Below are 22,483 nucleotides of genomic sequence, written 5' to 3' on the forward strand. Positions count from 1 at the left end.
ACACTCATACCAATGCCTAAGTTTCAAGCCATGCTTTGAATGCCGGGGCCTTATCCCGGCTGACGACCACCTCCTGCGAAGTCTTCGGGCGGAGCTCTATTTTCAGTTTACCATTAAAATAGGTGTGAATCTTCTGTATGGCGTCGATACGAGCGATAAACTGACGATTAAGCCTGAAAAAATTCAGCGGGTCTACCAGCGATTCCAGCTCTTCCAGCTTGTAATCCACCAGATATTGTCGTCCGTCCGTGGCTACCAGGCACGCCATTTCATTGGCTGTGTAAAAATAGGCGACGTGTTCCTGATTGATCGGGATAAGCTGTTCTCCATTTTTAACGAGGAAACGCGTTTTGAAAGGCTTTTTCGTCATTTCCAGACTATCGAGGAGCGTTTCTATCTTTCTCGCATAAGCTTTGGGTGAAAAGTCCTCGCGAAAGTTCTCGTACTTGCGGATAGCCTCTGCCAGTTCTGGAGCCTTGATGGGTTTGAGAAGATAGTCAATGCTTTTCACACGAAATGCCTTGATCGCATACTCGTCGTACGACGTCGTGAAAATAATAGGGCTATGCGCCGGAAATTCCTCGAATATCTGGAAACTCAGCCCATCGGCGAGCTGAATATCGGAAAAGATAAGATCCACTGGCTCCGCGTTCGCGAACCATTTCCGCCCCGCATCGACACTTTCCAGCACCGCGCACACTTCCACGCGCGGATCGAGTTTCTTAATCAGCTTTTCCAGCCTCTCCGCGGCAGGGTATTCGTCTTCAATAATCAGTATTTTCATAACAATCGGCGGCAACCACCCCGGTATCATTCATTTTCTGCCAATAGTCCCAGTAGCGGAATCTTTACGATAAAGCGTGCTTCCTCACGTTTCACCTCCACCTCCCTGTCGGTCAGAAGGTTATATCTGTTGATAATATTCTGTAATCCTACCCTAGTCGATTTTTCGAGAATAGTCTTTTCCGAAATATTGTTTTCGACCACCAGATAGCCGTCTATGTCGTGGATCACGATATGCAACGGATTCTGGCGCGAAGCGGCGTTGTGTTTAATTGCATTCTCAATCAACATTTGCAGGCTCAGCGGAGTAATGTAGTGCTCCAGTGCCACCGTAGACAAGCGCTTTTCGACCTGCAAGTTTTCCCGGAAGCGGATCTTATTCAAATACACATAAGCGTCCACGAACGCTATTTCCTCGCTAAGCAAAACCGTGTTTTTGTTCCTGCTCACGAGCACGTACCGGTACACGTCCGACAGTTTTTCGAGGTAATCCTGCGCAGCGGTATTCTCGTCGTCGATCAGCGCCGCCAGGGTATTCATGCTGTTGAACAAAAAATGCGGGTCCAACTGATTTTTTAGCACTTCCAACTGAGATTGCACATTCTCGCGCATCAGCGCCTCCGTCTTCCGTACATTCATTTTCCAGGCATCAAAAAAATAAACGGCTTCATAAACCAGGTACACGATCACCGTTGGCACAATGCTGATCCTGAAACCGATCGCGAGCACGCTCACGTGGTAAACCGGTTTGTAGTAAATCTCGTCGAGCAGCAACGACACCAGGAACACATAGGCAACCGCCAGCACAGCCTCCGCGGCCACTCGCCGGCCTGTCTGGCTGTATTCAGGAAAAATCCGGCGCATCCAGATGATAATGTACCGGTTACCCTCCCAAAATGTGAGCGTAAGCAACGTCGAAAAAAGCACACTGAGAAAAAAATGCTGGCTTAGTTTCAGAAATTCCTCAAAAGCAATCATCATGGCAATGACTGTCCCCATGAGTGGGATGCCAATAATGCGCCATTTCCAGTCATTGAGTGTATAAGCCTTTTCCTTCATTGCGAGTTGATATTGACGGGCAAACTACTCGTTTACCCGTCAATATTCAATTAAAACGTGTATCTGAAATACGGCACCGGGAAGAACGGCTGCTGATATTGGTTCACCAGTTCGTATGTTCTCGGGTTATAGGTTTGCTGGAAAATGTTCTTGCGCGCCGTGACGTTCTGTAAATCCATCGAAAATTCCATCGTGCTCCGGCGCATTTCCCGGCGATAGGAAAAACGGATATCCGTTCTGAAATAGGCGCTTTGCCGCAACGAATAAGCCCGGTTTTCGTCGTAAACAGCCGCCCCTCTGGCCCGCGACGCAGCCAGGTTCAGCGGCGTAATATACTTACCGCCTACCCATGAGGTTTTGATGTTCGCGCTCAGGATGTTGTTGCTGCCAAACCGGAATTCCTTTCCGCCGAGCACATTCAATACATATTTGGTATTAAATGCGGTATTACGCTCGACTTTGTCGCTGCCTTCGTATTTCGAATCAAACAAAGATGTCGTAAGCAGGAAGTAATAGCCTTTGTTGAAATACCTTTCCAAAGTAAGTTCAACACCCATATTACGGCCCGTGCCGCTATTCATCAAACTGTCACGGTCCGACGGGCCAAAAGCGGCTCCCATATTCAAAGCAGAGTAGGTCGACGCCCGCCGCTCTACCGGCACGTCGAACAGCTGCTGATAGTACGGCTCAATTTTCAGCAAGAGATTCTCCGTCAACCGGTTCTGATAACTCAGCACAAAGTGATGACTTTTAGTAAAGCCCAGATCCTTGTTGGTACGCACAGGCCCCGACTCGCCGGGAGTTTGTACAAAATAGGAATAAATGTTCTGAGCCTGACTATTCATACCATACCCGACACTCACCGACTGCCCTTTTCCGAATGCATATTGCAAACCGGCCCGCGGCTCTACCGCTGCATTGTTGTTCAGGTTATAATGCTGGAAATGGAGCCCGGTTGTAAAGATCAATCCCTGCGAAATCCTGTACCTCCATTGTGCATAAGCCTGGGTCAGCACCGTTTTCTCCCCGCTCACATTCGCGCGAACGGTATCGACCTTTCCGCCCTGGTAAATCGAACGGCTGTACAGGTCGAAGTCGAGTAAATCCGCGGTAATGCCTCCGTAAAGGCTGCTTTTCGCATTCATTTTATGCCTGACATTCAACACAGCCGAATATTTGGAAGTGTTGTATTTCGCCTCGCCGCTGAGGAAAGCTTCGCGCGCCGGGTTGCTGATCGAATCACCGCTGAACCGCTCACGAGTGGTGCTCATACCCAAGGTCAGCTTGGCGAAAGTTTTGGGTGTGAGGTTATGCTCATAGGCCAATCCAAAAATATGGGTCCCATACTTCACGCGGGTGTTGGTGTTTTCAGTGCCATACATGTTCGAAAGCGTGGTATCGACCTCATTACCCAGGAAATTCACGTCACTGCTTCCGGTTATGCCAAAGAGCGTCAACTTCCCCTTGTTACCAGTCGGGACAGCCACTTTAAAGTTCAGGTCCTGGTAATCCGGAATGGCTGTTCCGGTTCCGAACTGCAATCCAAGGGCTTTGAACAGGCCGAGTGTGGAATAGCGATAGTTCAGAAGAAAAGATGCTCTGGAGCTTTTTGCGAATGGTCCTTCGGCTCCCAATTCAAAACCATTGAACCCCACCTGCCCCATTAGTTCATGTTTCTGATTATTCCCTTCGCGAAGTTGCAGGTCAAACACCGCCGCAAGAGCATTTCCGTACTGGGCGGGGAAAGCGCCGGTAAGAAAATCGGATTTGCCGAGCACGTTGTTGTTCAGCATACTCACTGGTCCTCCTGTCGCTGCAAACGAACCGAAATGATTGGGATTGGGAATATTAAGGCCTTCGAGTTGCCATAATGTGCCTGACGGCGAATTCCCCCGGACCACGATGTCGTTACGCGAATCATCGCCGGACACCACTCCGGCAAAATTGGCCGCCATCCGCGACGGGTCGCCCAATGCACCGGCATAGCGTTTGGTATCATCCACATTAAACGATCGTCCGCTCACCAGCGACAGCTCGTTATTGGTTTTGGTCTTATCGTTTTTGCGATCGGCGGTTATCACCACCTCGTCCAGGTTCTGAACCGCCTCAGTCAAGGTTACGTTCAAAAATACCTCTTTGCCGGCTGTTACCACGATATTGGACAATCGCTGCGGTTCATACCCGACCATCGTAATCTGAAACGACTGGCGACCCATTGGCACGCCCGTGATCACGAAATCACCCCTGATGTCGGTAACCGCACCCACCGGACCGGCATCGGCTTCCCGGATGAGCAATATCGACGCCCCGATCACGGGCGATTTAGAAACTTCGTCACGGACTGTCCCGCGGATCGTCTGCGTGCCGTCTTGCGCATATACGCTGGCGGCGAAGACAAATGTCATGGCTAATAGTAATGCTTTCATTGGCTATTTTATGGATTGATGCGCCAAATTCAGCATAACAAGCTGTGTTTAAAATGAGATGGGAGGTCAACTGTACAGATCCGAGGGCGAAACGGTGACTGGGCGCGGGGAATCGTTCGCACAATTCCCGTAGTTAGCAATCCAACTTATTGGAACTTATATAAACAAAGGCCCAGACCGCTTCGGCGCTGCTGATTTCCGAACGGGGCCTGAAACCAACGACAACACCACCCACAACCGCGAATGGATGTTCCAGGGCGACTACTCCTGCCACGCATGTGGTCGGGCAGCCATGCATTGGAAAAACGTGAAACAAGGCGGTTAACATCTAAGGATCAAGCGGCTCATCAGCATCAATATGCAATGCGTCCAGCACCGGATAGAATTCGACATCCGTGTCACTGAGCCGCTTACCCAGTTTGTAAGGGACATAATTCATTTCCCGCATGCAACGGCTTACAAATGCATCGCTCGAAATAGAAAAGCTTTGCGACCGCATTGTGGAAACGAGGCACGGCTTCTCCACCGGCATGCCGTAACGATACAATAACCTCACCGCGTTGCGCATATTGGTGGTCGTGTGCCGCGCGTGCGGGTCCATGATGATCGCATTTTCGGGAACTTTCAAGGTTTCCATCAAAAACTTCTTCATTTCAAATGCCTCGCTGTATTTCGTTTTAAAAGGGTGCACCCGGCCACCCGAAACCAGGATGTACGGTGCCAGTCCTTCAAAATACCGCAATGCAGCCACGCGGCAACGCAGCATCCCGCCCTCGCTCAATGCACGGTCGTACGTATCCGGGCCCGCGCCCGGGACGAGGATCAGCGTGTATTTGAATTTGTTCCAATCGATTCTCTTTACGCGATCGACAGCCGCTTTATTAACCGTCGAAACCATTGGCTCATAGTCCGCTGCTTCGTGTCGTTCGTTTACTTCAAGAAATTGGAGCGCATAATACATGGAAGGCCCGAAAAACAGCTTTGCACCTTTCTTTTCCTGACGAACAATATCCGTGGCATCGTACACCAGGACCGGGTAGCTCCTATCCGTAGTTTTGAACTCGATGGAATCTATGGCGGGATAATTGGGCTTTTTGCCCTCGGCATAAACTTCTATGGCGTGATTAACGCCCCTGGCATCCTGCTCCCAGGCTTTTCGCAGCAACACCTTTTCGCTTTGGTCCTTCAACAGGATATAAGTCCCGGAGGGAATCAGGTGCTGCTTTACCAACTTGCCCAATGCATTATTCTCACTGTAAAGTACTTCCAGTCTTGCTCCGATTGCATCGATTTCTTGGGCAGAAAACTTCATTTTGCCCGTATAGCACAGAAAATCGCTTTTACATTCCTTGACGGATGCTTCCAGGTTCATGGACTTCGAACCTGCAATTGCGGCGAGCTCGCTATCCTTTTCCAGCAAGGACTTCACTTCGGGAAGCGATTCGAACAGGGTCAGCAAATACCAGTTCTTAGATTGGATAAAAGAGTTGCCTGTGATCAGTTGATAGTCCTGTCTCGGAGCTTGGCCGATTTGAGCAAAACCGGTCATATTGATCAACAAAACGAGAAAAAAGGTTAAAGGTTTAGTCATAGCAATAAAGGGTATCGAAAAGGCTTGCAAACTAAGCCAATCCGGTTGAAGAGATCATTACCTGAAAGTTAAGAAACAAAAACAGGGTGCCCACGCTCCGCAGCAACAACCCGGGGCTTCCCGGACATTCCAGCCGGATTTCTGCTGCTTGTCAGTATACCCCATTTGAACGTCAGCAAATATACGCAAATCAACAGTCGAAGCGGAAATATTCATGCTTCCCACAAACCAGCTTGTCAATATTCAGCTACAAAAAGAATACTAATTAATCGTCAAAAGCGAACCAATTAATTGATTTAATTTCGGGTAATTTCAAACAAAAAAGCCCCTGACAAAATGCCAGGAGCTTTTCAATTTTTAAGCACCCATTTTACTTATAAAAGTTATCGTTTTCCAGTACCAGCCCGGATCGTTGTTTTCTTAGATAAAAATTGTGTTTTTCCAGCTTAAATCCAAACTAAACAACCTATTCAATGACCGAGAGTACCTGGAAGCAGGAAGTCACCTGTTTAATTCCGTCGAAATCAAACCGTGCAGAGCCGGAATAGCGGCAATCGTTGCAAATGAAGTGTAATAGTGTTTTGTATGAAACAGGGCGGGGTGTCCGTTTGACCCTCCTTTAAATCCAATTCCAGTAAGTGTTTTTATCATGGCCAATAGCAACTTTTATTCTTTCACAAACCATTCATTCCTTAGCGAGTTTAAAGTAATCCTAAATAGCTCTCGAACTAAAATAATTTCGCCGAATTATGCATTTATTTCGACCAATACCTATATTATTGCAGACGAATGAAATTTAGTACAGTAGTTAAGGTCAGAGTATGTTGTCTCCCGGCAGGTTGCGGTGTATAATAGTAGACGATGAGGCTGATGCACGCCGATTGATTGAAAAATATGTGCAGAAAGTTCCCTTTCTCGAACTGGCCGGCATTGCGGAGACCGCTACCGACGCCCTTTTTCTGATCAGGGACATGAAGCCGGACATTGTATTTCTGGACATTGAAATGCCTGAAATGACCGGATTTGAGCTATTAAAGCTTCTTCCTCCCGCCCGTCCGGCAATGATCATGATTACCGCCGACCCTTCCTATGCGCTGGAAGGTTACGAACATGAGCTAACGGACTACCTCCTCAAACCTGTCTCGTTCGAAAGGTTCCTAAAGGCCGTCAACAAGGTCGATGGCGCTCGCTTTCCGAAGCACTTACCGGGCACAGCCGAGCTGATGGACAAAGTTGTTTCCTCGATAAAAGAACCACACCAGCAAGTAGCGGATACGGAGTTCTCAGGTGCACGAAACGACTTTCTTTTATTGAAAGAGAATAAGAAACTCATTAAAGTAGCGCCTAGTGAAATACACTTTATTGAAGGGATGCGCGATTACTTGAAATTATATTGGTCGGACCGGGTTGCGGTTATTCATATGACGATGGCCAAAATCGAAGAAGCATTGCCTTCGGCACAATTCCTAAGAGTAAACCGTTCTTACATCGTCAATAAAAAAGTAATACGGGAAATTGAAGGAAATGAAATCACCACGAACAGTGGCCGAAAAATTCCGATTGGCGTAACGTATCGCGCCAATGTGCTCGCTGCGTTACAAAGGAACAGAATCTGACAGGTTATGCGTTTCAATCCTATTTCATCTGAGAAAAGCGCAAAAATAACCAGGATTATTTATCACATACTGGCATGGATTGCGCTATGGTGCGTCGCACATTATTACAGCATTCCGGCACTCACCAAAGACAACGTCTCCGTTGTATGGCATGCATCGGCTGCGGTGTTCCTTCAATCCGTTTCCGTATTCTATCTGCTGGGATATGTGGTCTTTCCTCGGTTTTTATACACCAGGAGAATACTGCCACTGGTTATAAGCCTGGTTATCGTGTTCCTCCTGGTGCATGTCACCAACTATTATGAATTCAGGCACCTGGCATCTCTTACGAATGGTTCGGAGGAAAATTCTTTTTATGTTTCCAAATTGTGGGATTTCTTCCAGGCCCGCGGCCGGTGGATCAGCTGCTTCACTGATTTTGACATCGCGTATACCGACTACGCATGGAGCCTGTATTACATCACGCCATTGCTCGCCATCAAAGTAATGCGTGACATTATTAATTCCCGCACCAAGAATATGCAACTGGAAATGGAACGGTTGCAGCTCGAAAAAGCAAATCTGAATCTGCAAACACAAAGTTTACAATTACAAAAGAATAACCTTAATCTCGAACTCAGTTTCCTTAAATCGCAGGTCAATCCTCACTTTCTGTTTAACACCCTCAACGCTATTTATACCAAAACAGTGGATGTCGACGAACAAGCTGCCGACCTCGTTCTTAAATTATCGGACCTGATGCGATACAGTCTTTACGAATCGAGCAAAGAAAATGTAGTACTGTCCAAAGAAATCAGTTACATCGAAAATTACCTGGACCTCGAGCGTGCCCGTTTCTCCGACAAAGTGACTATTAATTACCAATTAACCGGCAACCCTGAAGAGTATCTTATCGCTCCCCTCCTGCTGGTTTCATTTGTAGAAAATGCATTCAAACACGGTACTGCCAAGAGCAAATATGCGTCTTATGTCGACATTTCCATCGTGCTGGACCAAAATACACTGTACTTCAAAATAAAGAACAATATACCGCAGCATGCACGTCAAAATCCACCCAGGGCCAAAGAAGATAAAGTTGGCGGATTCGGGCTGAGCAACACTTCAAAACGGCTCCAATTGCTTTACCCCGACAGGCACCAATTGTCGGTACAGCAGTCCGAATCCGAATTCAGCGTCGATCTCAAACTGGAACTGGATTCTGCCAACGTGGTACGGTATTTCAGTTCCTGACCTCCGCATACTGTCGCCTCCGTATATATGCGAGCGTCAGGCGCTTGCGCTGCCAAAGTCACCGAACAGGTTCCTTTTCAATTGCTTGACGACAAGTCGTGTCACTTTCACAAATCGGAAAGAAGGTACAATTCGTGTCAAATTATTTTATCAGAAGTTATTTTGCTTTTATTTTCAGATTTTACTTTTAATATTGAAATATCCGTTGAAAACGGCCCAAAATTAGCCCTCAGCTATCCAAAGATTTTTGAAAAGAGCATCGACCATGTTCATACTCAGCCATTCATTTATTCTCTGGACCTTCCACAAGGAATTTAATTTTTTGAATTAGAAAATGTCCGGATGAAAAACATTTTAATTGTAGAAGATTATCAGATTATCAGACTTGCAACCAAAATACTCGTTCAGGATTTGTACAAGGCCGCGGTGATACGCGAGGCTACTTCTTTTAGTGAGGTGTTATCCGAACTCGCCATACATCCCCAGGACCTCGTCATTCTGGATGTTCAGATTCCTGAGGGCCAGGGATTTGAAATGATCGGGGCAATGCGGGCCGTTCAAAAAAATGTGAATATCCTTATTTTCTCTGCCATTGAGGAAAGAATTTACGGGATACACTATCTCCGTGCAGGCGCAAACGGTTTTGTATCCAAAAATTCTGAAACCGGAGATATTCGTACGGCGATCCTGTCTATCGCAGATACCGGCAGGTATGTGAGCCCGAGAATTAAAGTTGAGCTGCTGAACCAGCTCGACAAACATAATTACCGGGCCGACAATCCGCTCCTGGACCTTTCAGCCCGTGAAATAACGATCATGGACATGCTGATAGACGGGTTCTGGATCAAGGAAATAGCGTCAAAACTGGACCTGACCGAAAGCTCCGTGAGTACATACAAGGCACGGCTTTTCGAAAAACTTCAGGTAACCACGCTGATTGAACTGTTCCAGAAAGTAAGCCACTACAAGGATATGGATTGAAGACTTTCTCGGGCAACAACGTCTTTGTACTGCAATCCCCATTCGTTGATCCGGTCGATAATGGGCATGATCGTGCGCCCGAGGTCGGTCAGCGTATATTCGGTATAAAGCGGAAAACCGGTCGACTGGCATTTCTCAACGATCCCGCTTGTCTCCAGCTCGCGCAGCTGCATATCGAGCACGCGCGGGGTCGCGCCTTTGATTTCCCGGTGCATTTCGCTGGGCCTGCGAAACCCGCGCTGGATGGCGTCGAGCAAGCAAGGCTTCCATTTTGCCCCGAAAACTTTCATGGCAATGGTAATGCCGCATTCGAGGTCTTCGGGTGTTTTCCGCTGATACATGGTGTTGATGAATGAGTTGATCGGATGTCTTTTATTCAGCCCAATTTACTCAATACCGAATAAATTTTCGGTTACCGAATCTTTTTTCGGTAATTGATTGCCGGCCCCCCGTCCCCGATTTTTGTGCTCATGAATTCAAAACGAACAGAAAATGAACACAAAACAAATTACCGTCATAGGGCTGGGACAAATGGGAACACGGCTTGCCGAGTTGCTGGTTGCACAAGGTTATTCCATCTCCGTCTGGAACCGCACCCGGGCAAAAGCAGACGCGATTGCCGGCGTAAAAGTATTTGAGAACCTCGAAGAAGCGATCCGTCAGAATCCGCTGATTGTGATATGCGTCCTGGATTACGAAGCTGTACATCTTATATTCGAAAATATCACGGATAAATCCATCCTGACCGGCAAAACGCTGATCAACTTCACGACCGCCGACCCCCAGGAGGCCGGACAGCTTGAAACCATGTTAGCCAACCTGAATGCAGGGTATATCAATGGCGCTATCCAGGTGGCACCCGACCAGATGGGCCTTCCCGAAACCACCATCATCGTTTCGGGCAATCAGAAGCATTTCGAACGCAGCCGCGATGCCTTGACGATATTCGGGGGAAATATCAAATACCTCGGCGACCGTGCAGCGCTGGCTTCGGCGATGGACCTTGCCACACTGACCTGGCTTTACGGCTCTTATTCCGGCCTGATCCACGGCATCGTACTTTCACAAAAAACCGGGTTGTCGCTCGGCGCATTCAACGAAATATTGGGCGAGATTACTCCTGGATTTACCGAGTTTTTTAAACATCAGATCGGTGTGGTAGAGAAAGGTGATTTTACAATCAGTCAAAGCCCGCTGTCGATCAGTGTGGCCGCTACCCAGCGCATTCACAATGCATTCCGGAATGCGGGTATACAACCTGCTTTTATTAAAACCATCAGCGACTTGTTGCAAAAGGCTGAGTCCGATGGCCTGGCAGATCAGGAGCTTGCCGCATTGGTAAAAGTAGTGGAATAACCGAATTACCACCTTCTCCGGGCTTAAAAGCTATGGAAAAATAAAGCATGCCCCAGGGCACCGCATCGTATTAACGAAATACCGATGCGTGCCTGGGGCTCGTCCATTGATGAAGTGCTTAATGAACCGCAAACTGGCCCGGCTCGTAACTTCCGGCTTCGGTGCGGAATGCGATGTTGAAGCGGTTATAGGAGTTGATAGTCGTGATGGCGAGCGTCAGATCAATGATCTCCTCGTCGGTAAAATGCTGGCTGACGGCGTCGAATACCTCGTCGGTAACTTCGCGGTCTTTCAGCAACGTCACGGCTTCGGCGTAGGCCAATGAGGCGCGTTCGCGTTCGGAGTAAAAAGGTGCTTCCCGCCATGCATTCAGCAAATACAGCCGCTGCTCGGTTTCTCCCTCCGCGCGGATATCTTTGGAATGCATATCCAGACAGAATGCGCAGCCGTTGAGTTGCGATACACGGAAGTAGATCAGGTTCAAAAGGCGTCGCTCTACCTGCGATTTCGCCAGGTAACCGCCTATGCCATACATGGCCTTCAATGCTTTTTGTCCTTTTTCCTGAAGATTGATTCGTTGCTCCATGTTGATTTTAATGATTGAATGATTGAATGAGTGACCGGGTCGCCGGTGCGATGATTGAATGGTCGGTTTTTTTGTCAAGATTTGTCAGGTTTTGTCGAATATTGTTTTGCTTGATAGGGATTTCAGGTACGCCAATGACCATTCCTGACTACCAATGACCACACCTGACTAAAACCCGATCATTCGTTGATCGCATCTACGACCCGGTCAAAACTCATGTTAAAGACGAACGCCCCCCTCTGGATTGGACAATGCGATGAAAAAAAATCTGCGTTTTTTTGGGCGGCGTGGCGTGGGTAGATTCAGATGTTAATGCGACTTTACAATTACATAACACTCCAATAACATCCTGGACAAGTAGATCCTCTTCTTTTGCGGCAAATTTTGTTTAACCAACAACATGCTCATGCATAAGAGATTTTTACTACCTATTATCCTGACATTGCTTTGCTGCTTCGGTAACATCGTGGTGTTGAGGGCTCAAACAACGCAGGCGTCGATCTCCGGTACGGTAACCGACGACCAGAATGCAGCACTGGCGGGCGCTACCGTTCAGGTGAAAAACGAATCAACAGGCTTTACGACTGGAACCGTTACCAACGCAAAGGGTGAATATGCCTTTAAGGAACTTCCATTAGGCGGGCCTTACACGGTTACAGCTACTTACGTCGGCTTTGGTGAACAAAAGCTGACGGGTTATCTCCTGCACCAGGGCGATGCCGTGAAAGTCAGAATGAGTATGAAAGAAGCCGGCCAAACGCTGGAAGTTGTAAGCGTTGTTGCATCGGGTATCAAGAACAAAATTGAAAACCTGGGCGCTTCCACGGCTATTTCAGCACGGGACATTACCCGTCTGCCGGTAAACGGACGAAACTTCACGTCGCTGATGGACCTTTCTCCATTGAGCCGCGGCGGTAATATCTCCGGCCAATTAGGCTCGTCTACGGGCTACACGATTGATGGTATGAGTTCCAAAAACCCGACTTCCGCAGGCGCTACCACCAGCCGAAGCGGAGCACCCTACTCGATTTCGATTGAGGCGGTACGCGAGTTTCAGGTGGTTACCAACCAGTACGACGTCACTTACGGCCGCAGCGGCGGTGGTACGATCAGCGCGGTAACGAAATCGGGAACCAACCAACTGAGCGGTAGCGCATTCAATTATACACGTGCCGACTGGTTGTCGAGCCCTTATGATATTCGTGGCAACAAAATCAATAACAAATTCTCCACCAATCAATTTGGATTCTCCCTGGGGGGACCGATCCTGAAAGATAAGCTGCATTTCTTCGTAGCCTGGGACCACCAGCAGGACAGCCGCCCATTGATCATCGCGGATATCCTCAGCCCGGTGGATGAAAACCGTTTTAATGTAACCCGCGCTACGCTGGACCAGTTCGTCAATATTGCCCGCAGCAAATACGGCATGTCCGACACCCAGCAGTTTGGCACTTTCGATAAAAAACGCGGTTCCGACGCAGCATTTCTTCGTCTCGATTGGCAGTTGAACAACCGAAACCTTTTAACGATCCGCAACAACTACACCAACGACCGCAACAAGCTCGGCCTGGCGGATAACACGACGATCAACGCCTACGAGTCTTACGGAAACGACTTTAACCAGGACAACAGCCTGCTCGCATCGCTCCGCTCGACACTCAATTCGAAAGTGACCAATGAACTGAAAGTGCAGCATTTGTTCGTGAAACAGAAAAGTGCGCCGGGCGACCAGCTTCCGGCTGCCAACATTCCAAGAGCGATCGTGGAAAACGTAAACTCGGTACTGAGCGACGGCAGCTCGCGCTCGACCAACATTCAGATGGGTGGTCACCGATTTGCACAGGAGCGTTTTACCAACCATGTGGTTCAATTGGTGGACAACCTGTATTACAACACCGATAAAGTTGAGTATACTTTTGGGGTGGATATGATGATGACCCGTTCGCATTCGACCTACGGCTCGGAAGTGAACGGCCGTTTCCATTACAATGTGGACGCCGCAGCAGGCAAAACGTCTCTTGACCAGTTCAATGACCTGAAACCTTACCGCTACTACCGTGAAGTACCGTTGATGGACGACTGGTCGGTGAAAGGCACGATCTGGAATGCAGGTGTTTATGGTCAGCTAAAAACAAGCCTCGCTACCGGCCTCGACGTAGTGGCAGGCCTGCGCCTTGACTACGCGCATTACCCGAGCTCGCCTCTGAATCAGACTTTGTATGATGCTCTGAAAATCCGCACCGACAACAAGATCAAGTCGTTTGTCGTACAGCCGCGGGTGCAGTTCACCTGGGATGTGAATGACAAGCATACCGATATCTTCCGTCTCGGTGCCGGTGTGTTCGCTTCGGACATCAACAACTACGTGGTGATCAACAACCTGACATTCGACGGGAAGCACCTGGCGACCGTCGACGTACGCAACCCAAATGTCCCTACACCGGATTTCGCAGCTTACCGTGCCAACTACAACAGCATTCCGACTTTGTCGCAATTCCAGTTGCCGACGATCAATACCAATGCCAAAGATGCACGCGTACCTATCATTTACAAGGCCAACATTTCCTACAACAAGTACCTGACCGACAAATTAAAAGTGGGTATAGCGGGGTATATGAGCCTGGGCCGCAACAATTATATGTACGTGGACAGAAACATGGTCGACGAGCCATTCTTCCGTCTGGCTAACGAAGGTAACCGTGGCGTGTTCGTGCCTGCGGACAAAATGCCGGCCAACGGCGCTGGTGACTGGCTCCTGGGACGTAAATCGACGCAATTCGGCCGCGTGCTGGAACTAAATAGTGAAGGAAAAGTGAATGCGTTCTCTGTTGTGGCGGATGTGAAATATCAGTACTTCCGCGACGGAGAAATCACTTTGAGCTACACTTACAACGATGTAAAAGACAATACCTCATTCAACGGTAACGTAGCGAACAGCGCTACGCTTTCACTGCCTGTAAGGGACGATCCGCGCAACCTGAGCCTGATGTCGTACTCCGACAACCAGTTCCGTCACAAAATCGTATTCTACGGCTCGCTGCCCAGCTTCTGGGGTATCAATGTAGGCGTGCGCTATTCAGGAATCGGTGGTACCCGTTATACCCTGCTCTCGGGTGGTAATACCAATGGCGACTTTGTAGGTACCAACGACCTTGCATTTGTTTTCGACCGGAATGATCCGAGCGTACCAGAAAACGTGCGTAACGGTCTCCAGGCGATCCTCGACAACAAGGACGCAAGTCAGAGCATCAAGGATTACATCATCAAGAACTCAGGTAAAATTGCGGAAAGAAACGGGGGTATCAATGGTTTCTACGGTGTGTTCGACGTTCGCGCGTCGAAACGCATCCGAATCGCGGGCACCCATGCCATCGAAGTTTCCGCCGATGTATTCAACTTCGCGAACTTCCTGAACAAGGATTGGGGCCGCAACAAGTCGCTGGGTACACAAGCACTTTACGCATTGGGCATCCCTGCTGCGAATGGCAAGCCTGCCGTTGCCGCATTCGACAAAGCGAAAAATCAATTTGTATACCGTGTAAATACCGCCGGTGTGGTAACCCCTTCGGGTAACCCTTACCAGGTGCAGATTGGTTTGCGGTATAGTTTCTAAGGTTTCATTTAATAAGGATACAAAAAACCGGCTGCTTAGGCAACCGGTTTTTTTGTATCCAACTGGTAATTAGCGGAATACCCTCACCAGTATGACCGGCGATGTTTCTTGCAGATTAAAAAATGATGGATTTGAAGAAAACAGGAGCGTAGCCAAACTCGCGATTAAACACTGATTAACTCAAATTTCCTGCAACTTATTGACAGATTTCTGCGAAATAGACGTTAACGAGGGAACAGACTACACCTGTTTTGGACCGGTTTAACCCCTCGTTTGGGCAGTTCATCACAATGGCGTTCTGTATGTTGAGTCTTCAACACTAATTTAGAGCATGTTTCATTCAGTGGAAGCACATCTTCCGGAACATTAACTTCATTTAGCCATGAGTACAATTGAAATTGAACAAGAGCAGGAAATCACTCCAATCAACATCATCCGGATCGGAACGGGGTTCTGGTCTGCCAAACCGCTGCTGACGGCCATCCGTCTCGGCCTTTTTACTGAACTGGCTAACGGCCCGCTGTTCGTATCCGAGATCCGGCAAAAACTGGGACTACAAAGCCACAGCTCGCTCGACTTCCTCGACGCGCTCGTAACCTGGGGCCTCATTGAGCGCCATGGCAAAGGTTTTACCGCCACTTACCACAATTCGCCGGAAGCCAACGCATTCCTGAACCGCCGCAAACCCGACTACCTGGGCAATTTGCTCGAAATGGTGAATGATGAGAAATCTCAGCTAGCCACCAATCTAAAAAAAGTGGTCAGTGAATCGGGCGTCCGCAATTCCTGGGACCTGAACAGGTTGTTCACCATGGTTGCCTGATATTAAGTATACTTATTTCCGGGGAGCGGTTTTCCGCTCCCTTAATTTGCGCAATGCTGCTTTGAACTCAGGCGTCCAGGCTGCGACTAAGCGATCCACCTTCTCTTGTGCAGCTGCCTCAATGGCTGGGCGAAACTCCTCCAACTTTTCCGGGGTAAACCAGTCCGGTACATTCCTTTTTTCGACTTTAATTTCTGTTCCCATTAGATTTTTGTTGAATATTCTTAATTTAAAACTATAACCTATCTTCTCTTAATGAAATGACAAACTTCTTGTAGTTTTTGCCACTCTGTAAAACTTCTGGCTTTTCATTATCAAATCCATAGGCCACAAGGTACTCCCCGAGGTCATCTAGTCCCCTTTTAATCGCAATCTGATAAAGACGTGCTCTGGAATCACTGTTCGCCTCAATCACTACCTGTGCCTCCATATGATCACTCAGGAAAAACAGCAACGCCTTGGCAACCGTGGATAACACCTCCTCCGTATCACCGTTGTCACTTCTTTTATCTAAGTCAATCGAGCCATCCGAATTCAAGTCCCCCAGTGCTATTTCGTAAATATCGGGTTCTTCGGTTGGCTTGAATTGTATCACCTTTATAATTGATTCCTTTCCCATACTGGTAAACCAAAACATAAGTCGTTTACCGTTCAGGATACTTTCGTAAAATGCCGCATTCATGTTGAGAAGAGTTTTAATTTCCTCTCAATTTGTACCCATGTAACTATTACAAACCAATCCGATGTCCGTGTGGCAGCAACGGATTATCAAGCGCCTTGTTTATCTCCTTGCAGGCCATTTTCCCTAAGCTGAAACAAGGATATTTACAAGTAGCCCCAATTTATCACTCAGAAGTCCTCATTTCATAATTCATTGTCCGACCGGCATTGACGAATTATCCAAAACCCGCATTTCATCCCTCCAAAACGGCACCTCGTCAATCTGATTTGCAGGCGGCTGGTGCCTGGTTTACCTTCGAAGTATTCAAAACTTTTAATCCCACCGCCTATGCCTTCCTACCCGCTTTTAGTGAACGGTAAGTCCTACACTGTCGAAGCCGACGAACAAATGCCATTGCTTTGGGTAATTCGTGACCTGATCGGACTTACGGGGACCAAATATGGCTGCGGAATTGCGCAGTGCGGGGCTTGCACCGTCCATTTAAGCGGTGCGCCGGTGCGGTCTTGCTCTTTTCCTGTATCAGCGGTGGGTGAGCAACCTGTAACGACCATCGAGGGGCTTTCGGAGGATAATTCTCATCCGGTGCAGCGTGCGTGGATCGCCGAACAGGTGCCGCAATGCGGCTACTGCCAGAGCGGGCAAATCATGTCCGCAGTAGCGTTGTTAGCAGGTAACGCCAATCCCGACGATGAGGCCATAAACGCTGCTATGAATGGTAATATTTGCCGTTGCGGAACCTATCCACGCATTCGCAAGGCCATTAAAACGGCCGCCAGCTATTCGCATTGATCGATGCCATGAAGTCACAGGACATTTCCCGCCGTAATTTTCTTCGTCAGGCTACGTGGTCGGGAGCGGCGCTGACGCTCGCGGCATACATACCTGCGAACAGCCAAGCGGTTCCGCTGATTATCAACCCCATATCCGACGAAGCCTTGCAGGGCACCGAGCTGATGTCCTGGATCTCGATAGGTCGCACCGGCAAAGTGACGCTGATGTGCAACCGCTCCGAAATGGGCCAGGGGACGTTTCAGGCACTTCCGCAAATACTCGCGGAAGAACTGGAAGTAGCGCTGAACGATGTCGAAATTGTTTTTGCGCCCGCTAACCCCGCGAAATATGGCCCGCAGCCGCAGGAGGGCAGCTTTTCCGTTCGCGGATGGGCACCCCGGCTTCTGCGCGCAGGAGCCTGCGCACGTGAAATGCTGATCGAAACCGCCGCTGCCGAATGGAACGTGTCGAAAAATGATTGTTATGCAGAAAACGGCACGATTATCCACCGGAAAACGCTAAATACATTGCCGTATGGCGCACTGGTAGAAAAAGCTGCGAAACTCAAACCGCCTGCCGAAGTCATTCTGAAAAAGCGTTCCGAGTATAAAATCATTGGCAAGTCTGTACCTCGAAAGGATATCCCATTGAAAACGAACGGGACCGCCCTATTCGGCCTGGACAAAAAATTACCCGGAATGAAATACGCCGTAATCGAGCGCGGCACGCGGTTCAGGGAAACCATAAAAAGCTTCGACGACACCGAAACCCGAAAAGTGCCGGGGGTTACACATGTTTTCAAGGTAAGCAGGCCTGTGTTTTCCCAATACTGTGAAGGAGTTGCCGTCGTTGCCGATTCCCTCTGGGCGGCAATGCAGGGAAGAAAATCATTGAAAGTAGATTGGAATGATCCTGATTTTAGACTTCCGGACACGACATCGCTCGAAAATCAAATGCGGGGAAACCTTCAAAAGATCGGCAGCCATCCCCGATTCGAAGCCGAGTATGAGCAGTGTACCCAAAAGTTGGAAGCATCGTATGAAACGCCCTACCAATCACACAGCTGCATGGAGCCCCTCAATTGCATTGCCGACGTCCGCGCCGACTATATCCAGATATGGGGGCCGATACAGGAAGCAAATTGGATACAGGCCGATTTGAGCCAACGATTCAACATACCCATCGAGCAAGTGGCTGTGCATATGACCTTCCTCGGTGGCGGTTTCGGCAGAAAAGCTTTTCCTGATTATCCTTACGAGGCTGCATTCATTTCCAAAGAAATACAAGCACCCGTACAGGTAGTATGGACGCGTGAAGACGACATGACCGCGGGTCCATTCCGCCCAGGCGCATTCTACTCACTGAAAGGGGGCCTGGACGCCCAGGGCCGTATCCATGCCTTTCAGGCCAATACGGCAACCCAATGGATCGGTCAGGAATGGTCACCTACCCCGTCCGGCTCACCAGATGCAGCCGGTTACAACACAGGCGATTTCGAGGGATTATTGCCCCCCTACCGGCTGGGAATCCAGCATTACAGCTTCGGAGGCGCAGGTATACACTCACCCATACCGGTGATGTGGTGGCGCTCCGTGTATGCGTCCACGCATGGGTTCGCGTGTGAGAGCTTCATTGATGAACTGGCCCACTTGGCGGGTAAAGATCCCATGGCATTCCGGCGAGCGCATTTGCCCGCCCCGCGCTACCAGGCGTTGATCGACCGGATGACGGAACTGACCGGCTGGCAATCCCGCGGTAAAAATCAGGGTTGGGGCGTTGCATTCACAGAATGCTTCACCGGCATTTGCGGCCATGCGGTAAAAGTAATGCGGAATGCGGAAGGGAAAGTCAGGATTGAAAAAGTGGTAGCGCTGATGGATTGCGGGTGGTACGTCAACCCCGACACCATCCGTGCACAAGTGGAAGGCAGTATTGTGATGGCGCTCGGCGCAGCCACGATCCACGCAACCACATTCAAGGATGGGAAAGCTGTTCAGGAAAATTTCGATACCTACCCCATGCCGCGCATCGCGGATATCCCGCCTATCGAAGTACACATCATGGAAAACGACGAGAAACCCGGTGGCGTGGGTGAGCCGGGGCTGCCTCCGTTTGCCCCGGCCCTCGCCAATGCCATTTTCGACCTCACGGGCCGACGCATTCGCCGGCTTCCGTTCAGTCTCGATGAAATTTCGTAACGTTATTTCCCCGAAAGTGATTTGATAAACAAAATCACCGATTCGATATCGTTATCAGAAAGTACGCCTACGAACGAAGGCATTTCTTCATTATAACCTTTAATAATGCGTTTCGAAGGCGTCAGGATCGATTCACGGAGGTATGCCTCATCGGCGATTACCTTGGTGCCGTCGTCAAAAGTACGCTCCGATTTGTACAGGTTCTGAAACGGCGGCCCATACATGCCCTTTGTGCGGGTACCTTCCGAATGGCAGCCAGCACAGGCCATTTTCTGGAATATTTCACGACCCTTCTCCACCGAAGCCGCCGTCTCCGCCACAGCTGCGGTGGAAGTCTCAGGGCGCTTGACATTCAGCAATGCAAGATCTACGCCTTCGAAGCCCTTCAAATCCACGTCTGTCGACTGGTTAATGGTAAACCAGAACTGGTCGTTCACCTTCTTACCATCCGCTGCCTGCATACGGTAGGTCACCTCCATTTGCATTACTTCGGTCATTTCAGGAACGAGCAGCAGCACACTTTTACGATCGGCCGACAAATAAGATGCCGCCACGTGCATAATTTCCTGGCCAGTCGAGCCGTCGAGCTTGAAATGCCCCGAACCATATTCTTCGGTGCGCTTGTAATTCCACCTTTTTACTTCAAAGTTTTTCGGATCGCTCGCAGTAGCTTTATCCAGCGGCGAATCGAAACGTAGCACAATGCCCTGCTTGCCAGCCCGGAAATGGTTGGGCAAATAGCTCGGTTTACCGGTATACCGGAGCCTCAGCAATGCACTGATGCCGTTTGAACTGGAACCCCATAGGTTAAAACCGGCCACATACAATTGCTCATCCACCGGGTTCATCGCCCCTTTCGAAGTGGGTGCGGGATAATGGGCATTAATGACAGATACACCACCCTGAACAACACTGGTAGTACTGTCGATCAGCACGCGGAATAAGCCGGGCCGACCGAAAGAAAAATGGATCAGGTTATCATTCAATGGCCCCATTTTGGAACTGGTAGCCCAAACCTGGCTGATCGCCGAACGGTCGACACTGTGAGGGATCCAGGTCAATGGCGGGGTTACAGTTGGATTATCTTTGCGATGCAATGTGGGTTCCACACCGAAATAATCGCCTTGATGAATCACAAAAATCGGTGTAGACGGCACGAAGTTGCCCTGCTGATCGGAGGCGGTGAGAATGCCTTTGGTAGGGTGCATTCCCAGGTAGGGGCCACGCAAACCGGTTGCAACAACCTCGGCACTGCGCCCGTCCGGCGAAATTTTCATAACGGTACCGTTCTGGTCAGAACCTGCGCGGAAACCCTTGCCGGTAATTTTCGTCATACCCGGCCCGTTGCTCAAACTACCGCCTTTGGCAATGTAAAAACTGCCATCGGGCGCGGTCACAAGGTCTCCCGCCCACTCGCGCGACTCGGCCGATTGTTCCATGACATTCGAAAAGTTCTCATAGTAATCGGCCACACCGTCGGCATTCAGATCATGAAAATGAACAATGCCGTTTCTGTCGAAAACATAGATTTGTTCCTTCACGATCTCAATGCTCATCGGCTCGTGGAGACCCGAGGCAAAGCGTCGCCATTTCAGGTTTTGGAGGTTTTTATCAATGCCTTCAACGGTCCAAACATCACCCTCGAAAGTAACAACCGCCGCTCTGCCATCCTTAAAAAAAGCGACATCAGCCACGCGCACATTTCTTTTCCACGGGTTATTCAGAGGCAATGTAAGCTGATCGGTCACGAACGCGGCAGTGTCTGGGGCAAGCTTTCCTTGCGTCACCACCGTTTCCTTCCATAATGCAGGGCCGCCTTTTTTGAAAGCCGGCAGCGGCATATGTTTGGTTTTTACAAACTTTTCAAACGCCTTTTTGTCCTTCGAAAGCCCTTTCCAGATCGCGACTGTCGCCTCACCGGATGCGGGCACTTTTACAGTCAGATATTTCCCCTCTTCCACACCAGGCTGCCAATTGGGTTTACCTTTGCCCAAAACCGCCACTGCTGTAACAGTATCTTTGTTCGCCCCCTGATACACGTAAGCTATGCGGCCTTTTACTTCGCTGCCGGAGGCATTATCGATTTCAGCGGCTGTCAGGAATAATTCAGTGGAAACGTCGCCGGCCTGTATAGTGCGTGTAAATGCCACACCGCCGTCGAATTTAGCGCTGCCCGGCAGCTCATAAATACGCGCCTTTCCTACCGAATAATCGAGAATGGATTGCTTGCCGTAAACATACACGCCATTGTAACGTCCCTTTTCGGCCGGAAGCGGTTTCCAGGTAGGCGGTAGCGACTGATCGGTGCGGTACTGGGGCTTGCCTGTCGACCACCCCGCGTAGGCGCCTGTTGCGAGCACGGGCGAGCCCGGAACTGTGGCTATGTTATTGTTCTTGTTGAAAAAATCTTTGTATGAAACCTGCGCCATCAGTACCATCGGCAGAAACTTGCCCGTCCAGGCCACCGACCAGCGAAGCAGATCGGTATCGAAACAGGCATAGGCGCTGTCGCCCAGCTGCAATGCGAGCGTGCGCGCAGCCTGATTGTCTTTCGGGAAACCGCCGCCCAGCTTCCGGGCGTCAACGGAGGTTGAAATGTAGGGGAACCCGGGTTCGACGAATGAAGCCAGTTGCAGCGAATCGGGTCGATCGGAAGCAGTATTGCGGGTATAGGTGTAGCCCGTCATCAGCACGGACGCCAGGGTAATACCGCCCAGCAAGGCTATGCCCCAGCGTTTGCCCTGGTACTTTGGAATGTTAAGCATGTA

Annotated in this window: 17 protein-coding genes; 8 read left to right on the forward strand and 9 right to left on the reverse strand. The window is 49.4% G+C overall.

Annotation, left to right across the window (positions count from 1 at the left end):
• Nucleotides 1-16 precede the first annotated feature (16 nt).
• From AC2YIT_RS17395 to AC2YIT_RS17410, 4 genes are all read right to left on the reverse strand, one after another.
• A complete protein-coding gene (locus AC2YIT_RS17395) occupies nt 17-784 on the reverse strand; it encodes a LytR/AlgR family response regulator transcription factor (RefSeq protein WP_487279993.1) in 768 nt (255 codons plus the stop codon).
• A gap of 26 nt (nt 785-810) precedes the next feature.
• On the reverse strand, nt 811-1,842 hold the full coding sequence (locus tag AC2YIT_RS17400) for a sensor histidine kinase (protein WP_487279994.1): 1,032 nt from the start codon (nt 1,840-1,842) through the stop codon (nt 811-813).
• A gap of 50 nt (nt 1,843-1,892) precedes the next feature.
• Nucleotides 1,893-4,268, reverse strand: a complete 2,376-nt coding sequence (locus tag AC2YIT_RS17405; RefSeq protein ID WP_487279995.1) for a TonB-dependent receptor — start codon at nt 4,266-4,268, stop codon at nt 1,893-1,895.
• Between the two features lie 328 nt (nt 4,269-4,596).
• Nucleotides 4,597-5,859 carry a YdcF family protein gene (locus AC2YIT_RS17410; RefSeq protein WP_430849099.1) on the reverse strand — a complete coding sequence of 421 codons (1,263 nt, stop codon included), beginning with the start codon at nt 5,857-5,859 and terminating at the stop codon, nt 4,597-4,599.
• Nucleotides 5,860-6,755: 896 nt separating this feature from the next.
• On the opposite strand from AC2YIT_RS17410, the gene AC2YIT_RS17415 reads away from it, so the two are divergent.
• The 3 genes from AC2YIT_RS17415 to AC2YIT_RS17425 all read left to right on the forward strand — a co-directional run bounded on the left by AC2YIT_RS17415 (nt 6,756) and on the right by AC2YIT_RS17425 (nt 9,686).
• The gene (locus tag AC2YIT_RS17415) at nt 6,756-7,475 is read left to right on the forward strand and encodes a LytR/AlgR family response regulator transcription factor (RefSeq protein WP_487279996.1); all 720 of its coding nucleotides are present in this window, start codon (nt 6,756-6,758) and stop codon (nt 7,473-7,475) included.
• 6 nt (nt 7,476-7,481) lie between these two features.
• Entirely contained in the window at nt 7,482-8,705 is a 1,224-nt protein-coding gene (locus AC2YIT_RS17420; protein WP_487279997.1) for a sensor histidine kinase, read from the forward strand.
• Between the two features lie 342 nt (nt 8,706-9,047).
• On the forward strand, nt 9,048-9,686 hold the full coding sequence (locus AC2YIT_RS17425) for a response regulator (protein ID WP_487279998.1): 639 nt from the start codon (nt 9,048-9,050) through the stop codon (nt 9,684-9,686).
• Here AC2YIT_RS17425 and AC2YIT_RS17430 read toward each other — a convergent pair.
• The gene (locus AC2YIT_RS17430; RefSeq protein ID WP_430849107.1) at nt 9,668-10,027 is read right to left on the reverse strand and encodes a winged helix-turn-helix transcriptional regulator; all 360 of its coding nucleotides are present in this window, start codon (nt 10,025-10,027) and stop codon (nt 9,668-9,670) included. The two genes, AC2YIT_RS17425 and AC2YIT_RS17430, sit on opposite strands and share 19 nt — an antisense overlap.
• A 151-nt stretch (nt 10,028-10,178) precedes the next feature.
• Here AC2YIT_RS17430 and AC2YIT_RS17435 point away from each other — a divergent pair, with 151 nt between their 5' ends.
• Nucleotides 10,179-11,042, forward strand: a complete 864-nt coding sequence (locus AC2YIT_RS17435) for an NAD(P)-dependent oxidoreductase (protein ID WP_487279999.1) — start codon at nt 10,179-10,181, stop codon at nt 11,040-11,042.
• Nucleotides 11,043-11,160: 118 nt separating this feature from the next.
• Here the strand turns inward: AC2YIT_RS17435 and AC2YIT_RS17440 are convergent, their stop codons facing one another.
• A complete protein-coding gene (locus tag AC2YIT_RS17440) occupies nt 11,161-11,628 on the reverse strand; it encodes a carboxymuconolactone decarboxylase family protein (protein WP_430849111.1) in 468 nt (155 codons plus the stop codon).
• Between the two features lie 406 nt (nt 11,629-12,034).
• Here AC2YIT_RS17440 and AC2YIT_RS17445 point away from each other — a divergent pair, with 406 nt between their 5' ends.
• Both AC2YIT_RS17445 and AC2YIT_RS17450 read left to right on the forward strand, forming a co-directional pair.
• A complete protein-coding gene (locus AC2YIT_RS17445; protein ID WP_487280000.1) occupies nt 12,035-15,241 on the forward strand; it encodes an outer membrane beta-barrel protein in 3,207 nt (1,068 codons plus the stop codon).
• Nucleotides 15,242-15,623: 382 nt separating this feature from the next.
• Entirely contained in the window at nt 15,624-16,064 is a 441-nt protein-coding gene (locus AC2YIT_RS17450) for a methyltransferase family protein (RefSeq protein ID WP_487280001.1), read from the forward strand.
• Between the two features lie 12 nt (nt 16,065-16,076).
• On the opposite strand, the gene AC2YIT_RS17455 is transcribed toward AC2YIT_RS17450, so the two are convergent.
• Both AC2YIT_RS17455 and AC2YIT_RS17460 read right to left on the reverse strand, forming a co-directional pair.
• Nucleotides 16,077-16,268: a hypothetical protein gene (locus tag AC2YIT_RS17455; protein WP_430849117.1), complete on the reverse strand. Its 192-nt coding sequence runs from the start codon at nt 16,266-16,268 to the stop codon at nt 16,077-16,079.
• Nucleotides 16,269-16,299: 31 nt separating this feature from the next.
• Complete coding sequence (locus AC2YIT_RS17460) at nt 16,300-16,746, reverse strand: DUF6934 family protein (RefSeq protein WP_430849119.1); 447 nt, start codon at nt 16,744-16,746, stop codon at nt 16,300-16,302.
• Nucleotides 16,747-17,073: 327 nt separating this feature from the next.
• Between AC2YIT_RS17460 and AC2YIT_RS17465 the strand changes: the two genes are divergently transcribed.
• Nucleotides 17,074-17,535 (forward strand): (2Fe-2S)-binding protein, encoded by a 462-nt coding sequence (locus tag AC2YIT_RS17465; RefSeq protein WP_430849121.1) that lies wholly within the window; start codon nt 17,074-17,076, stop codon nt 17,533-17,535.
• An 8-nt stretch (nt 17,536-17,543) separates the two neighbouring features.
• The gene (locus tag AC2YIT_RS17470) at nt 17,544-19,715 is read left to right on the forward strand and encodes a xanthine dehydrogenase family protein molybdopterin-binding subunit (RefSeq protein ID WP_487280002.1); all 2,172 of its coding nucleotides are present in this window, start codon (nt 17,544-17,546) and stop codon (nt 19,713-19,715) included.
• Nucleotides 19,716-19,717: 2 nt separating this feature from the next.
• Here the strand turns inward: AC2YIT_RS17470 and AC2YIT_RS17475 are convergent, their stop codons facing one another.
• Nucleotides 19,718-22,480, reverse strand: a complete 2,763-nt coding sequence (locus AC2YIT_RS17475; RefSeq protein ID WP_487280003.1) for a DUF6797 domain-containing protein — start codon at nt 22,478-22,480, stop codon at nt 19,718-19,720.
• Nucleotides 22,481-22,483 lie beyond the last annotated feature (3 nt).

The organism is Dyadobacter sp. SRI_021, assembly GCF_057586235.1.